The 15525-nt window shown below is 65.8% G+C and carries 12 protein-coding genes; 8 read left to right on the top strand and 4 right to left on the bottom strand.

Annotated features, from left to right (window positions below):
- Positions 1 to 38: 38 nt before the first annotated feature.
- From plsY to AC07VS_RS03945, 3 genes are all read right to left on the bottom strand, one after another.
- On the bottom strand, positions 39 to 671 hold the full coding sequence (gene plsY, locus AC07VS_RS03955) for a glycerol-3-phosphate 1-O-acyltransferase PlsY (RefSeq protein ID WP_494750257.1): 633 nt from the start codon (positions 669 to 671) through the stop codon (positions 39 to 41).
- A gap of 74 nt (positions 672 to 745) precedes the next feature.
- Complete coding sequence (gene ybaK / locus AC07VS_RS03950) at positions 746 to 1237, bottom strand: Cys-tRNA(Pro) deacylase (RefSeq protein ID WP_019577626.1); 492 nt, start codon at positions 1235 to 1237, stop codon at positions 746 to 748.
- Between the two features lie 46 nt (positions 1238 to 1283).
- Positions 1284 to 2234, bottom strand: a complete 951-nt coding sequence (locus AC07VS_RS03945) for a LysR family transcriptional regulator (protein WP_494656475.1) — start codon at positions 2232 to 2234, stop codon at positions 1284 to 1286.
- A gap of 180 nt (positions 2235 to 2414) precedes the next feature.
- On the opposite strand from AC07VS_RS03945, the gene AC07VS_RS03940 reads away from it, so the two are divergent.
- The 3 genes from AC07VS_RS03940 (at position 2415) to AC07VS_RS03930 (ending at position 5781) form a co-directional block, all read left to right on the top strand.
- Positions 2415 to 3395 (top strand): Bug family tripartite tricarboxylate transporter substrate binding protein, encoded by a 981-nt coding sequence (locus AC07VS_RS03940; RefSeq protein ID WP_494750256.1) that lies wholly within the window; start codon positions 2415 to 2417, stop codon positions 3393 to 3395.
- Between the two features lie 180 nt (positions 3396 to 3575).
- Entirely contained in the window at positions 3576 to 4286 is a 711-nt protein-coding gene (locus AC07VS_RS03935; RefSeq protein ID WP_494750255.1) for a YitT family protein, read from the top strand.
- Positions 4287 to 4350: 64 nt separating this feature from the next.
- Positions 4351 to 5781 (top strand): M20 family metallopeptidase, encoded by a 1431-nt coding sequence (locus AC07VS_RS03930; protein ID WP_494656473.1) that lies wholly within the window; start codon positions 4351 to 4353, stop codon positions 5779 to 5781.
- Between the two features lie 19 nt (positions 5782 to 5800).
- On the opposite strand, the gene AC07VS_RS03925 is transcribed toward AC07VS_RS03930, so the two are convergent.
- Positions 5801 to 6862 (bottom strand): aldo/keto reductase, encoded by a 1062-nt coding sequence (locus AC07VS_RS03925; protein WP_492346966.1) that lies wholly within the window; start codon positions 6860 to 6862, stop codon positions 5801 to 5803.
- Between the two features lie 198 nt (positions 6863 to 7060).
- Between AC07VS_RS03925 and AC07VS_RS03920 the strand changes: the two genes are divergently transcribed.
- The 5 genes from AC07VS_RS03920 to pepN all read left to right on the top strand — a co-directional run bounded on the left by AC07VS_RS03920 (position 7061) and on the right by pepN (position 15515).
- On the top strand, positions 7061 to 7975 hold the full coding sequence (locus tag AC07VS_RS03920) for an alpha/beta fold hydrolase (protein WP_494750254.1): 915 nt from the start codon (positions 7061 to 7063) through the stop codon (positions 7973 to 7975).
- Between the two features lie 123 nt (positions 7976 to 8098).
- Positions 8099 to 9643, top strand: a complete 1545-nt coding sequence (locus AC07VS_RS03915; RefSeq protein ID WP_494750253.1) for a methyl-accepting chemotaxis protein — start codon at positions 8099 to 8101, stop codon at positions 9641 to 9643.
- A 181-nt stretch (positions 9644 to 9824) separates the two neighbouring features.
- Positions 9825 to 11486, top strand: coding sequence for an L-lactate permease (locus tag AC07VS_RS03910; RefSeq protein WP_492346963.1), 1662 nt, complete (start codon positions 9825 to 9827; stop codon positions 11484 to 11486).
- A 189-nt stretch (positions 11487 to 11675) separates the two neighbouring features.
- Positions 11676 to 12780, top strand: a protein-coding gene (gene prfB / locus AC07VS_RS03905; RefSeq protein ID WP_492346962.1) for a peptide chain release factor 2 whose coding sequence is annotated in 2 segments (ribosomal slippage) — positions 11676 to 11756 and positions 11758 to 12780 — 1104 coding nt in all. Because the reading frame shifts where the segments join, the coding sequence is not laid out codon by codon here.
- A 47-nt stretch (positions 12781 to 12827) separates the two neighbouring features.
- A complete protein-coding gene (pepN, locus tag AC07VS_RS03900) occupies positions 12828 to 15515 on the top strand; it encodes an aminopeptidase N (RefSeq protein WP_494750282.1) in 2688 nt (895 codons plus the stop codon).
- The last annotated feature ends 10 nt before the right edge of the window (positions 15516 to 15525 follow it).

Here is a 15525-nt window from a genome sequence, read left to right as displayed (position 1 = left end):
GCTGCGGCTGACGGGTTCCAGGCACCAGGCCCTGGGCCTCAGGATTTCTTCTTCTGCCCCAAACGTGACTCAGTGCCTGCCAGCAGGCGCTGGATGTTCTCACGATGCCGATACACCAGGAAAGCGGCCATGGCCACCAGGGCCAGCAACTCGGGCGTCTCGGCATACCAGGCCGTGCCACTGGCCAGCACATAGACCAGCGGAGCCGCCACGGCCGCCGTCAGTGACGACAGTGACGAATAGCGGAACAGCACCGCCATCAGCAACCAGATCGCCCCGGCCGCCAGGCCCAGCACGGCATCAACGCCGAACAACACCCCCAGCGCCGTGGCCACGCCCTTGCCCCCCTGAAAGCGGAAGAACACCGGGTACAGATGGCCCAGAAAGGCCGCCAGCCCCACCAACGCGACCGTCCCGTCGTCCAGGCCCCAGTGGCGGCCGTACCAGCGCACCAACACCACGGGCAGCCAGCCCTTCAAGGCATCCAGCAACAGGGTGACGATGGCTGCAGCCTTGCTGCCCGAACGCAGCACATTGGTGGCGCCGGGGTTCTTGCTGCCGTAAGTACGCGGGTCATTCAGACCCATCACGTGGCTCACGATGACGGCAAACGACAGCGAGCCGAGCAGGTAGGCCAACAGCGTGGCCGCCAGTGTGTAAAGAATCTCCAACTTGTTCTACCTCTGTGCTATCTGCAAAAAGCCCTGAGCCGGCCGCAGATGCGCCCGTTTCAGGTCCAAGACGCTCATTCTGCCAGCGCGCACTGCACCGGCCGGGCACCCAGTTGAGCCACGCACACCTGAGGGTCGATGCCGACCAGAAACCCGCGGCGCCCGCCGTTGATGCAGATGCGGGGCAAGCCCAGGATGGTTTCCTCAATGTAGACCGGCATCTGCTTGCGCGTTCCGAAGGGCGAGGTCCCCCCGACCAGGTAGCCGCTGTGCCGGTTGGCCACCTCGGGTGCGCAGGGCTCCACCGACTTGGCCCCGATCTGGCGCGCCAGGTTTTTGGTCGACACCTTGCGGTTGCCATGCATCAGCACCACCAGGGGCTTGGCATCCTGGTCTTGCATGATCAAGGTCTTGACCACGGTGTAGGGGTCCTGCCCCAGCACCTCGGCGCTGTGCAGGGCGCCGCCGTGCTCCAGGTACTCGTAAGGGTGTTCGGTGTAGGCCACCCGGTGGGCCTTGAGCCACTGGGTGGCGGGTGTTTCGGAGACGTGTTCTTTCTTGGCCATGGACAGTCCCGGGCCCATCGGCCCGGCAAACAACAGGGTTGAGATGTTACGCCTTGGCCACCGGCGCGCGGCGCGGTGCCCTGGCGCGCACCTTGCGCTTGCCGAACTGCCCCACTCCGGCCACCAGCAGGTCAGCCAGGGCCTGCACCGGGGGCAGCAAAGGCCGCCCGCTTTGTGCCAGCAAGCACAGCCGCCGTTGCTGCAGGCCGGGCTCGGCAAATGGCACGGCCTTGAGCTGGCCTTGCTCCACCGCGTGCGACACCGTCAGGTAGCCCGCGGGCAACACATCCAGCTCACCCATCATCGACATCAGGGCGGGCGAGAAGTTGCTCACCAAGGCCGGGGCATATTGCAGTCCCTGCAGGGCGCAGCCCTGGTCGAACAGGCGACGGCTGGTGGTGCCCGGTTCACCCAGCAGCAGCGGGTAACGCACCGCTTCGGCCAGCCGCACACGGGGCTTGGCCGCCAACGGATGAGCGGGGCGCATCACGGCCAGCACCGGGGCCAGCACGGTGTGCAGCACCTCCACCTCCTTCTCAGGACTGAGGCTGTACTTGAGCCCCAGGTCCACCTCGCCCTGGCGCAGCAACTGATTGACCTGATCAGGAGCCACCACCTGCAACGTCAGCTGGGCCCCTGGGTGGGCCTGTCGAAACGACTGCAATGCGCCGGCCACGAAGCCCGCGGCGAAACCTTCGGTACAAGCCAGACGCACCCGCACCCGACCGGCCAAGCCGCCCAACTGCTCCAGCACGAACTGACCTTCTTCGGTGGCCGACGACAGATGGGCCAACAGGCGTTCCCCAGCGGGGGTGGGCGTCATGCCCCGGTGAGCGCGCTCGAACAAGGCCAGGCCCAACGCGTCTTCCAGCAGGCTGACCTGGCGGCTGACCGCTGAAGCCGCGACATGGAGCTGGCGCGCGGCCTCGCTCACGCTGCGGGTGCGGGCGACCACCGCAAAGTAGCGCAAGGGCAGGCTGAACAAGGGCAGTTTCACGGCAGGTCCTTTGGCATTCAACGTTCTGATCAAAGCAACGTTGCTTTGTGAATTCTCTAATGAGAGCAAGCATGTTTCATGCCCTGACAAACCCTCACTCGGCTTCTAATGGAGCCCAGCAAGTCTTCATCCCCCCTCTGTTGAGCGCCGCAGCCTCTGCCGCGGCAAAAAAGGAATGCCATGCAACGCCGCTGTGCCCTTTCCCTTCTGGCCCTGGCCGGATGCGCCAGTCTGAGCCAGACCGCCCTGGCCACCGCCGAGCCCTGGCCCAACCGCTCGGTGCGCATCGTGGTGCCTTTTCCACCCGGTGGCGGCACCGACATCGTGGGTCGGGCCATGGGGCAGGCCCTGTCACCGCGCCTGGGTCAGGCAGTGGTGATCGACAACAAGCCCGGGGCCTCGACCCTGATCGGCACCGAAGCCGTGACCCGATCCGCCCCCGACGGCTACACCTTGCTGGTGTCGGGCTCGACCACCTTCTCGGTGAACCCGGCCCTGAAGCCCCGGCTGAACTACGATCCCTTCAAGGACCTGAGTGCTGTGGCCGTGCTGGCCCGGGCCCCGCTGGTGGTGGTGGTGCCCGCCCAGTCACCCTTCAAGACCTTGCCGGAGCTGCTGAATGCCGCCCGGCGTCAACCCGGCTCGGTGCGATACGCCACCTATGGCAGTGCCACCGCGCCCCACCTGGCTGGCCTGCTGCTGGGCTTGAGTGCAGGCGTCACGCTGCAAGACATCCCCTACAAGGGCAGCGCCCAGGTCAGCACAGCCCTGATGTCGGGCGAGGTCGAGGCGACCTTTGACACCGTGGCCAGTGCCGGCCCCCTGATCAAGGCGGGCAAACTGCGTGCGCTGGCCACCCCCAGCCGCGTCCGGGTGAGCTCGCTGCCCCAGGTGCCCACGCTGACCGAGCTGGGCCTGCCCGACGCCAGCTTCGAGGGCTGGTACGCCATGGCCGCGCCGGCCAGCACCCCCGCCCCCGTGCTGGAACGCCTGGGCCGTGAACTGCGTGCAGTGATGGCCCTGCCCGAAGTGCAAAAGCAGTTTCGCGCCCAGGCCCTGGAGCCGGTGTACCAGGACCCGGCCACCATGACCCGGCTGATGGAGCAAGAGATCACCCAGTTCCGCGCCGCTGCAGCACGCGCCCACCTGACACTGGAGTGATGCCGGGCATGCACACCCCTCTGGCAGCGGTGCGGCTCGACAGGCCGAACCCTGCATTTCCGACAAAGTCTGATCCGGATCACGCCTTCGGGCACCGCCCTGTGGTCTGCTACCCGGCTTTCCACGGCCTGGCCTCGCTCTTGCTGCAGGCCGTGCACGACTTTTCGGACAATCCTCGCCATGAACACACCAGAACCTGCCCAGACAGTGGCGCCGATCGCCGCGCCAATGGCGCAACCGGGAGCCCCCGAATCTCCCCCAGCCGCAGCGCCCGCGCCGAGTTCACCCGTCAGCGGTGTGGCCCCCCACAGCCTCACGGAAGACGCCTTCGCGCTGTTCTCAGCCACCCTGCTGATCGCCCTGGGCGTGGCCATCTATGGGCACGACCACCTGCTCACCGGGGGCATGGCCGGGCTGGCTTTCATCGTGCATTACGCCACTGGCATCAGCTTCGGCAAGGTGTTCTTCGTGCTGAACCTGCCCTTTTACGTGCTGGCCTGGCGCCGCATGGAGCGCGCCTTTGTGCTCAAGACGATCGTGGCGGTGGCCCTGCTGTCGCTGCTGGCCGAATGGACCCCGCACTGGATCAGCTTTGCGCAGCTCGACCCGGTCTATGCCAGCGTGCTCGGCGGCGTGCTGCTGGGCGTCGGCTTCTTGATGCTGTTCCGCCACCGCGCCAGCCTGGGCGGGGTCGGCATCCTGGCGTTCTACCTGCAGGAAAGCCGGGGCTGGAAGGCCGGCCATATCCAGATGGCCATCGACTGCGCCATCCTGCTGCTGGCCCTGTGGACGGCACCGCTGCCCAACGTGGCCCTGTCAGTGGCCGGCGCCGTGGTGCTGAACCTGATCCTCACCATGAACCACCGCAAGGACCGCTACATCGGCTCCTGACCCTCCCCACCCTCGTGTTCGCCGGGGTGTCGGGGTGGCCCACCCACCTCACCGAAAGCCCGACATGACCCGAGACCAATTGATTCAGCAAGCCCGCCACGAACTCGACAGCGGCGCCCTGGCCGCCACCCTGGCGCGCCGGGTCGCCTGGCGCACCGAAAGCGATCTGGGGGCCGATGCCACCGAGGCCTCGCGGGCTGCCCTGCTCGGCTACCTGAGCGACGAGATGAGCCCCGTGCTGCAGGCGATGGGGTTCGAAGTGCAGATCCTGCCCAACCCGGTACCCGGTGCGGGCCCCTTCCTGCTGGCCCGCCGCATCGAAGACCCGGCCGCCCCCACCGTGCTCACCTATGGCCATGGCGATGTGGTCAACGGCCAGAAGCCGCAATGGCGCGACGGCCTGGACCCCTGGCAGTTGAGTGTCGAAGGAGACCGCTGGTATGGCCGCGGCACCGCCGACAACAAAGGCCAGCACAGCATCAACCTCAGCGCCCTCGCCCACACCCTGCAGGCCCGCCAGCAGCGCCTGGGCTACAACCTGACCGTGCTGCTGGAGATGGGCGAGGAAGCCGGCTCCCCCGGCCTGGCCGAGTTCTGCCAACAACACCGTGAGGCCCTGCGCGCCGACCTGTTCCTGGCCAGCGACGGCCCGCGCGTGCATGCCGAGCGCCCCACCTTGTTCCTGGGTTCGCGGGGCGCCATCAATTTCTCGCTGCAGGTGCAGCCGCGGCCCCGGGCCTACCACTCAGGCAACTGGGGCGGGGTGTTGAGCAACCCGGGCACCCGCGTGAGCCACGCGGTGGCCAGTCTGATCGGGCCACAAGGCGAAATGCGCGTGGCCGCCCTCCGTCCACCAGCCCCACCTGAACGCCTGCGCCAGGCCCTGCTCGACCTGCCGGTGGGCGGTGGCACCGATGACCCCGAACTCAGCCCTGGCTGGGGTGAGCCGGGCCTGACGCCGGCCGAGCGCCTGGTCGGCTGGAACACGCTGGAGGTGCTGGGCCTGGGCGCCGGCTCGGCCGTGCGGCCGATCAACGCCATCCCGGCCTCGGCCGTGGCGCACTGCCAGCTGCGCTTTGTCGTAGGCACCGACTGGCAAAACGCCGAGCAGCACCTGCGTGAGCACCTGGATGCGCACGGCTTCACCGACGTGCGGCTGGACATGGGCATGCGCTGTGCCGCCACCCGCCTCGCCCTGGACAACCCCTGGATCGACTGGGCCCTGGCTTCGATGCAGGCCAGCACGGGCAAGCCAGCCAGCCTGCTGCCCAACCTGGCCGGCTCCTTGCCCAACGACATCTTCTCGGACGGTCTGGGCTTGCCCACCTTGTGGGTGCCGCATTCCTACCCGGCCTGCGCACAGCACGCCCCGAACGAGCATCTGCTGGGCTCGGTGGCACGCGAGGGCCTGGCCCTGATGGCCGGCTTGTTCTGGGACCTGGGCGAACCTGGTGCGCCTTGGCGGACCGGGGCGCTGACCTCGGCAGCCGCCTGAGCCTTGCCCGCCGGGCTGATCAGATGGCGGGGTCGCGCTGCTCCCAGCGGATGGCATCGATCGCTGCCAACAGCTCGGGCGACAGCGTGGTGCCCCAGGCCGCCAGGTCTTCATCGAGCTGGGCAACCGAGGTCACACCGATGATGGTGCTGGCCACCTGCCACTTGGTGTAGCAGAACGCCAGGGCCAACTGGGTGGGGGTGAGGCCGTGCTCGCGCGCCAGCGCGTTGTAGCGTCGGGCGGCCTCCAACGCCTCGGGGCGGCCCCAGCGCTGCTTGCGCATCGACTCATAACGGGCGATGCGCCCATCCTTCGGGGCCTCAGGACCTTCGATACCACTGGCGTCGTATTTGCCGGTGAGCAGCCCGAAGCCCAGCGGCGAGTAGGCCAGCAGCGACACGTTCAGTCGATGGCAGCTTTCGTCCAGGGCGTTCTCGTAGCTGCGGTTGATCAGGCAGTACGGGTTCTGCACGGTGGCCACGCGGGGCAACCCGTGCTGTTCGGCCAGGCGCACGAACTCGTGCACGCCATAAGGGGTCTCGTTGGACAGGCCAACATAACGCACCTTGCCAGCCTTCACCAGGCGGCCCAGGGCCTCAAGCTGTTCATGGATCGAGGTGACCGAGCGCTCCTTGCTGGGGTCGTAATACATCGCACCGAAGGCGGGCACATGACGCTCGGGCCAGTGGATCTGGTAGAGGTCGATCACCTCGGTCTGCAGTCGGCGCAGGCTCGCGTCGCACGAAGCCGCGATGTCAGCCGCTGTCATGCCCGCGCCCTCTCGGATCCAGGGCATGCCGCGCGAAGGGCCTGCCACCTTGGTGGCCAGCACCACCTGCTGGCGAGCACCGGGGTTCTTGGCGAACCAGTGGCCGATGATGGTTTCAGTGGCGCCGCAGGTCTCGGCACGGGCGGGCACCGCATACATCTCTGCGGTGTCCAGAAAATTGACGCCTGCCGCCAATGAGCGGTCCAGGATGGCATGAGAGGTGGCCTCGTCGACCTGCTCGCCAAAGGTCATGGTGCCCAGGCAGATGGGCGTGACGTGCAGATCGCTTTGTCCAAGCTGGACTTTGTTCATGAAAACTCCGATGGGTCTGTCTGATGAAAATCTGGGCCGCTGAGGGCGCATGCCATGGGCTCACCCAAAGAACGGCAGCCCTGGCGAACAACGGCGGCAAAGAGTGTACGGGCGGGCAGAATTTTCTGCTGGCCCGTGCCACGACCTTGTCCTGGAGTTGACTGACGCCCGTTTGCCGCGTTCCGTATGATCCGCGCGATGTACCAGCCCAAACGACTCTCCCGCAGCGAATTCGTGCCCATCCGGGGCCTTCAATACCATGTGCGCGTCTGGGGCGAGCCGCAGGCCGGCCAGACCCCTCTGGTGATGGTGCACGGCTGGATGGATGTGGCGGCCTCCTACCAGTTCGTGATCGACGCCCTGCCCACCGACCGGTATGTGATCGCACCCGACTGGCGCGGCTTTGGCCTGACCACCGGGGCGGTCTGCGACCACTACAGTTTTCCCGATTACCTGGGCGACCTCGACTTTCTGCTTGACCACTACACCGGCACACAGGCCGTCGACCTGGTGGGCCACAGCATGGGCGGCAATGTGGCCATGATGTACGCAGGCGCGCGTCCGGAGCGCATCCGCCGCCTGGTCAACCTGGAGGGCTTCGGCATGCCCGCCACCCGCCCGGCTCAGGCACCTGGGCGCTATGCCCGCTGGATGGACGAACTCAAGAAGGTTCACTCGGGGGCCATGGCCCTGAAGGGTTACGACGGCCTGGACGGCGTCGCGCAGCGCCTGATGAAGACCAACCCCCGCCTGGGCCCCGACAAGGCCCAGTGGCTGGCCCAGCACTGGGCCCACGAAGTGACTGGCGCCAACGGACAGCCGCAGTGGCAGGTCCTGGGTGAAGCGGCCCACAAAGTCACCAGCGCGCAGTTGTACCGGGTCGATGAAGCCCTGGAGCTTTACGCGCGCATCAGTGCCCCGCTGCTGGCGGTTGAAGCCTCTGACGACAGCCTGGGTCAATGGTGGAAAGGCCAGTACACCCTGGATGAATACCACCAGCGCCTGCAACGGGTACCCGACTGCCGCGTGGCCCGCATCGAAGACGCGGGGCACATGCTGCACCACGACCAACCCGAAGCCCTGGCAGCACTGGTGGCGGGTTTTCTGGGATGAATCATCACAGATCGCACCATTTCTCATTAATTTCTGCACAATGAAGCTCGCTGGCGCGGGCATTTGAGACAGCGTGGGATGGTGGCAAGTCGGCTCTCGCCAGAGCTTGAGGAGAACCGCACCATGCGCCTGAGCATCAAACTGCCACTGGCCTTTGCCAGTGCCCTGGCCGCCCTGCTGGCAGCCGCCCTGTTCGGACTGGTTCAGCTGAACCAGTCCATCGGCGTGTACCGGGAGGTGGTGCAAAGAGACCACGACAACGCCATTGGTGCGGTCCAGCTCCTCAGTGAGTTCAAGGTTCAGATCCAGGAATGGAAGAACGTGCTGCTGCGAGGCCAGGACCCCGCACAACGCGAACGCTATTGGGGGGCCTTCCAGAAGCAGGAAGCCCTGGTTCAGCAAAGCGCACGCGCACTGGCCGCCCAGGTCGACCAAGCTGACGCACGCGCCCTGCTGGAGCAGTTCAGCCAGACCCACCAGAACATGGGGCAGGCCTATCGCCAAGGGCTGCAGGCATTTGAGCAGGCCCAGTTCAACCCCGCTGCTGGCGACAAAGCGGTCACAGGCATCGACCGGGAACCGGCCCGCCTGCTGGACCAGGCCACCGCCCTGATCAGGCGCGCCAGCGAAGCATCCGGCGAGGCCGCGGCCAGCCACGCCCGGGCCAGCACCTGGATCAGCCTGTCGGTGATGGGGCTGGTGTGCCTGCTCAGCGCGGTGGGTGCGCTGTGGTTCAGCCGCTCGGTCACACGCCCGCTGGGCCATGCCGTGAAAGTCACCCGCGCCGTGGCCGATGGCGACCTGAGCCTTGCGCTGAGGGCCACAGGCCGGGATGAGGTGGCAGAACTGCTGCAGGCCATGTCCGACATGCAGGCGCGCCTGTCCCAGGTGGTCAGCACCGTGCGCTCAGGGGCCGAGGGGGTGGCCCATGCCAGCGCCGAGATCGCGGCCGGCAACAACGACCTCAGCCTGCGCACCGAGCAGCAGGCCTCAGCACTGGAGCAGACATCGGCCTCGATGGAGGAAATGGCCGCCACGGTGGAGCACAACGCAGACAACGCACTGCGCGCCGATGCTGTGGCACACCAAGCCTCCAATACGGCGCAGCGGGCTGGCGGGGCCGTGCAGTCGGTGGTGAACTCGGTCCTTCAGATGCAGCAAAGCGCCCACCGGATTGCCGACATCACCGGGGTCATCGATGGCATTGCCTTTCAGACCAACATCCTGGCGCTCAATGCCGCCGTCGAGGCTGCTCGGGCTGGGGAACAGGGCCGTGGGTTTGCTGTGGTGGCGGGTGAGGTGCGGGTGCTGGCCCAACGCAGCGCAGCGGCAGCCCGCGAGATCAAGCAACTCATCCAGACCAGCCATGAACAAGTGGAGCAAGGCGCCCAGGTGGCCGGGCTGGCCGGCTCGACCATGACCGAGGTGGTCAGCGCGATCGCCGACGTGACCCGGCTGGTGGCCCAGATCAGTGCCGCCAGCAAAGAACAAAGCCTGGGTGTGGCCCAGATCGGCCAGGCCGTGCAGCAACTGGACCAGACCACGCAACAGAACGCAGCCCTGGTCGAACAAGGGGCCGCGGCCGCCCAGAGCCTGAAGCAGCAGGCCACAGCCCTGGTCGGTTCGGTGGCCTTCTTCAAGACCCACCCCCAGGTAATCACCGGTTGACAAAATCACACCAAATTTCTTTATTTCCAGCAAAAACCACCCGAAAAGGCCTTAAAAAATTTTTGCAACATCCGATTGAAATTTTTTCATCAGATCTGAGGCCTTGTGACAGCTTCTCGACAGCCACAAAGCGGTTGACCTCGATAAAGTGGCGCCGCCCCATCAACAACAGGAGACAAAAATGGTTTGGCAACAGGTTTACAACCCGACAGGCAACATGGTCCTGTCCACCTTGCTGGCCGCCGTGCCGGTCGTGGTGATGTTGGTCGGTCTCGGCTTTCTGCACCTGAAAGCCCACATCGCAGCCGGCCTGGGCCTGCTCAGCGCCTTGGCAATCGCGGTGTTCGCCTTCGGCATGCCGGCCGAGATGGCTGGCAAAGCGGCCTTTCTGGGCGGGCTGACCGGCTTGCTGCCGATTGGCTGGATCGTGCTGAACATCATCTTCCTGCATCAGTTGACCGAACAAAACGGCAGCTTCAAGGTGCTGCAGGATTCGATTGCCGGCATCACCGAAGACCGACGCCTGCAACTGCTGCTGATCGCCTTTGCCTTCGGGGCCTTCTTTGAAGGTGCGGCCGGCTTCGGCACCCCGGTGGCCGTGACCGCGGCCATCCTGATCGGCCTGGGCTTCTCGCCGCTGGCAGCCTCGGGCCTGAGCCTGATCGCCAACACCGCCCCGGTGGCCTACGGCGCCCTGGGCACCCCGGTGATCACCCTGGCCAAGGTGCACGACTACGATCTGGCCGCCGTGTCGGCCATGATCGGCCGCCAGTTGCCCTTCTTCTCGCTGCTGGTGCCGTTCTGGCTGATCTGGGCCTTTGCCGGCTGGAAAGGCATGAAGCAGATCTGGCCCGCCCTGCTGGTGACCGGCCTGAGCTTCGCCATCCCGCAGTTCCTGGTGTCGAACTACATGGGCCCCGAACTGGTCGACGTGATTGCGGCCATCTGCTCGATGGCCGCTCTGGTCACCTTCCTGAAGTTCTGGAAGCCGGCCCAGATCTGGACCTCGGTCTCGCTCAAGGGTCATGAGACCACCGGTGGCCAGGCCCAGAAGCCCGTGGCACCGATCAAGCATCCCACCTCGGCCGTGGTCAAGGCCTGGACACCCTGGGTCATCCTGACCGCCTTTGTGTTCGCCTGGGGCCTGCCGGTGACCAAGACCTATCTGAACGGTCTCTTCTCACCCAAGTTCGCCATTGACGGCCTGCACAAGCTGATCGAGAAAATGCCCCCCGTGGTGCCCAAGCCCACGGCCGAAAGCGCCGAGTACGTGTTCAACCTGCTCTCGGCCACCGGCAGCGGCATTCTGCTGTCGGCCCTGATCGGCGGCCTGGTGATGGGCTATGGCCTGCCCGCGCTGGTGAAGTCCTATGGCAAAACCATCTGGCTGGTGCGTTACTCCTTGCTGACCATCGTGCTGATGCTGGCCCTGGGTACGCTCACCCGCTACTCGGGCGTGGACACCACCCTGGGTCTGGCTTTTGCCGCCACCGGCGTGTTCTACCCCTTCTTCGGCACCCTGATGGGATGGCTGGGGGTGGCCCTGACCGGCTCCGACACCGCGGCCAACGTGCTGTTCGGCGGCATGCAGAAGGTGGCCGCCGACCAACTGGGCCTGTCGCCCAACCTGATGGGTGCGGCCAACAGCTCGGGCGGCGTGATGGGCAAGATGATCGACGCCCAGTCGATCGTCGTGGCCTCGACGGCCACCCGCTGGTTCGACCACGAAGGCGACATCCTGCGCTACGTGTTCTTCCACTCGGTGGCCCTGGCCTGCCTGGTGGGCCTGTTCGTGACGCTGCAAGCCTATGTGCCGCCCTTCACCCTCATGGTGATCCACTGAGCCGCGGGGCGCCGGCCCCTGCCTCTGCCTGCCTCCAGGACCGCTTCGGCGGTCCTTTTTTATTTGGGCCGGAAACCGCCCCGCCAGGAGTCCTGTCACGACCCGTGAGAAAATGCAGGGTTTGCATGCCCAGCCATTGGCGCCCGGCGCCCCAGCGGCATGCCCCCGAACACTCACAGGATAAAAATCATGGAAGCAGAACGCGTCAACCTCATCGGCACCACCCTGGCAGACCTGAGCCAGCGCACCGAAGAGTTACGGAGGTATCTTTGACTACCCTGCCAAAGCTGAACGCCTGCGCACGGTAACCGCCTCGCTGGAGGACCCCAACGTCTGGAACGACCCCAAGAAGGCCCAGGAACTGGGCAAAGAGAAAAAGGCCCTGGACGACGTCGTCCTGGTGCTGGACCGCCTGAGCAGCGAACTGGCCGACAACACCGAGCTCTACGACATGAGCAAGGAAGAAGGCGATGAGGCCGGCCTGGAGACCATCGAGGCCGAGTGCGCCCAACTGACCCAGAGCATCGAGCAACTCGAGTTCCGCCGCATGTTCAATCAGCCGGCCGACCCCAGCCCCTGCTTCCTCGACCTGCAGGCCGGTGCCGGCGGTACCGAAGCCTGCGACTGGGCCAGCATGCTGCTGCGCCAGTACCTGAAGTACGCTGAGCGCAAGGGCTTCAAGGCCACCGTCGAAGACGAAACCCCGGGCGACGTGGCCGGCATCAAGAGCGCCACCATCAAGATCGAGGGCGAATATGCCTTCGGCCTGCTGCGCACCGAAACCGGTGTGCACCGACTGGTGCGCAAGAGCCCGTTCGACTCGTCGGGCGGCCGCCACACCAGCTTTGCCAGCGTCTTTGTGTACCCCGAAATCGATGACTCGATCGAGATCGACATCAATCCGGCCGATGTGCGCACCGACACCTTCCGCGCCAGCGGCGCAGGCGGTCAGCACATCAACAAGACCGATTCGGCCGTGCGCCTGACCCACATCCCCACCGGCATCGTGGTGCAGTGCCAAGACGGCCGCAGCCAGCACAGCAACCGTGACGTGGCCTGGAAGCGCCTGCGCTCGCGCCTGTATGACCACGAGATGCGCAAGCGCCAGGAAGAACAACAAAAGCTCGAAGACAGCAAGACCGATGTGGGCTGGGGCCACCAGATCCGCTCGTATGTGCTGGACCAGAGCCGCATCAAGGACCTGCGCACCAACGTCGAGATCTCCAACACCCAGAAGGTGCTGGACGGCGATCTGGATGCCTTCATCGAAGCCTCGCTCAAGCAAGGCGTCTGACCCCACCAGCCCCAGCCGGCACCCCGGCCCACAGGAAGAAACACATGATGCGAGAAGGACAAGCCACGGCCATCCACCGTGCAGACTACACCGCTCCCGCGTACTGGATCGACACCGTTGAACTGACGTTCGACCTCGATCCGGCCAAGACCCGCGTGCTCAACAAGATGCGCCTGCGCCGCAACGCCGAGGTGGCCAACCAGGCCCTGCGCCTGGACGGCGAAGAGCTGAACCTGGCACGCGTGCTGGTCAACGGCCAAGGCACCTCGTTCAAGATGGACGGCAACCAGTTGGTGCTGGAAAACCTACCCGAAGGCCCGGACGCCTTCGATCTGGAGATCTTCACCACCTGCAACCCGGCCAAGAACACCAAGCTGATGGGCCTGTACGTCAGCAACGACTCGTTCTTCACCCAATGCGAGGCCGAAGGCTTCCGTCGCATCACCTACTTCCTGGACCGTCCCGACGTGATGGCCAGCTACACCGTGACCCTGCGCGCCGACAAGGCCAAGTACCCGGTACTGCTGTCCAACGGCAACCTGGTCGAGCAGGGCGAACTGGAGGAAGGCCGCCACTTTGCCAAGTGGGTTGACCCACACAAAAAGCCCTGTTACCTGTTCGCCCTGGTGGCAGGCAAGCTCGTGGCACGTGAACAGCGCATCCGCTCGCGTGCCGGCCATGACCACCTGCTGCAGGTGTTCGTGCGCCCTGGCGACCTCGACAAGACCGAGCACGCCATGAACTCGCTGATGGCCAGCGTGGCCTGGGACGAGGCCCGCTTCGGCCTGCCGCTCGACCTGGAACGCTTCATGATCGTCGCCACCAGCGACTTCAACATGGGCGCCATGGAGAACAAGGGCCTGAACATCTTCAACACCAAGTACGTGCTGGCCAACCAGGCCACCGCCACCGATGCCGACTTCAGCAACATCGAAAGCGTGGTCGGGCACGAGTACTTCCACAATTGGACCGGCAACCGCGTCACCTGCCAGGACTGGTTCCAACTCAGCCTCAAAGAAGGCCTGACCGTCTTCCGCGACCAGGAGTTCAGCCAGGATCTGGCAGGCAGCCCCTCGGCCCGTGCGGTCAAACGCATCGAAGACGTGCGCGTGCTGCGCACCGCACAGTTCCCCGAAGACGCTGGCCCCATGGCCCACCCGGTGCGCCCCGACAGCTACATCGAGATCAACAACTTCTACACCGTCACCATCTACGAAAAAGGTGCCGAGGTGGTCCGCATGATGCAGACGCTGGTGGGCCGCGAAGGCTTTGCCAAGGGCATGAAGCTGTACTTCGAGCGCCATGACGGCCAGGCTGTCACCTGCGACGCCTTTGCCCAGGCGATCGCTGATGCCAACCCCGGCTCGGAACTGGCCCAGCGCCTGCCCCAGTTCAAGCACTGGTACAGCCAGGCCGGCACCCCCCGTGTGCAGGCCCTGGGCCGCTACGACGCGGAAGCCCGCACTTACACGCTCACGTTGAGCCAGCAATGCCCACCGACCCCGGGCCAGGCCTTCAAGGAACCCTTTGTGATTCCGCTGAACCTGGGACTGCTCGACACCCTGGGCCGTGAGATGCCTCTGCAGCTGGCCCACTGGCCGCAGGCCGAAACCGGCACCCGCACCTTTGTGTTGAGCCAGCCCAGCGAGACACTGACCTTCGTCAACGTCGACAGCGCCCCCGTGCCCTCACTGCTGCGTGACTTCTCGGCCCCGGTGGTGCTTGACTATGCCTACAGCGACGACGAACTGCTGACCCTGCTGGCCCATGACAGCGATGCCTTCAACCGCTGGGAAGCCGGTCAACGCCTGGCGCTGGCCCGCGCCATCAAGGCCATCACCGCCGAGCAAGCCCCTGGCGCCGAAGTGCTGGACGAGGCCTACCTGCGCGCCATGCGCCAGGTGCTGGCCGACCCCCACCTCGATGCCGCCTTCAAGGAACTGGTGCTGACGCTGCCGTCCGAGACCTACCTGGCCGAACAGCTGGACGTGGTCGACCCACAACGCATCCATGCCGTGCGCGAGGCCATGCGCGAGCAACTGGCACGCGCCCTGCAGGCCGACTGGCAGCAGGCCTGGGAGGCCAACCGCGACACCGGCGGCTACCGCCCCGACCCCGAATCGTCGGGCAAGCGGGCCCTGGCCGGCTTGGCGCTGACCATGCTGTGCCTGGCGGCGCGCCACAGCGGCGACACCGTCTGGCCCGGCAAGGCGCTGCAGCGCTTCAAGGACGCGGGCAACATGACCGACCGCTTCAACGCCCTGAGCGCCCTCGTGATCAGCGGCCACGAACTGGCAGCCCCCGCCCTGGCGCGCTTTCATGCCCTGTTCAAGAACGAGGCCCTGGTCATCGACAAATGGTTCTCGCTGCAGGCCGGTGCGTCCGATCGCAACGGCAACGTGCTGGGTGCCGTGCGGCAACTGATGAGTCACCCCGACTTCAACCTGCGCAACCCCAACCGGGCCCGCAGCGTGATCTTCAGCTATTGCAGCGCCAACCCGGGCGCCTTCCACCGCAGCGACGCGGCAGGCTATGTGTTCTGGGCCGATCGCGTGATCGAACTGGACGCCATCAACCCGCAAGTGGCTGCCCGCCTGGCCCGCGCCCTGGATCGCTGGAAGAAGCTGGCCGAACCCTACCGCAGCGCCGCCCGCGAAGCCATTGCCCGCGTGGCCGCCAAGGCCGAACTCAGCAACGACGTGCGCGAGGTTGTCACCCGCGCACTCGCCGATTAAGGAGAGAAAT

The sequence above is a fragment of the Curvibacter sp. GW821-FHT01G03 genome, from assembly GCF_059422285.1.
Note: the sequence above shows the minus strand (reverse complement) of the source record. Positions and strands in the feature narration are given on the sequence as shown.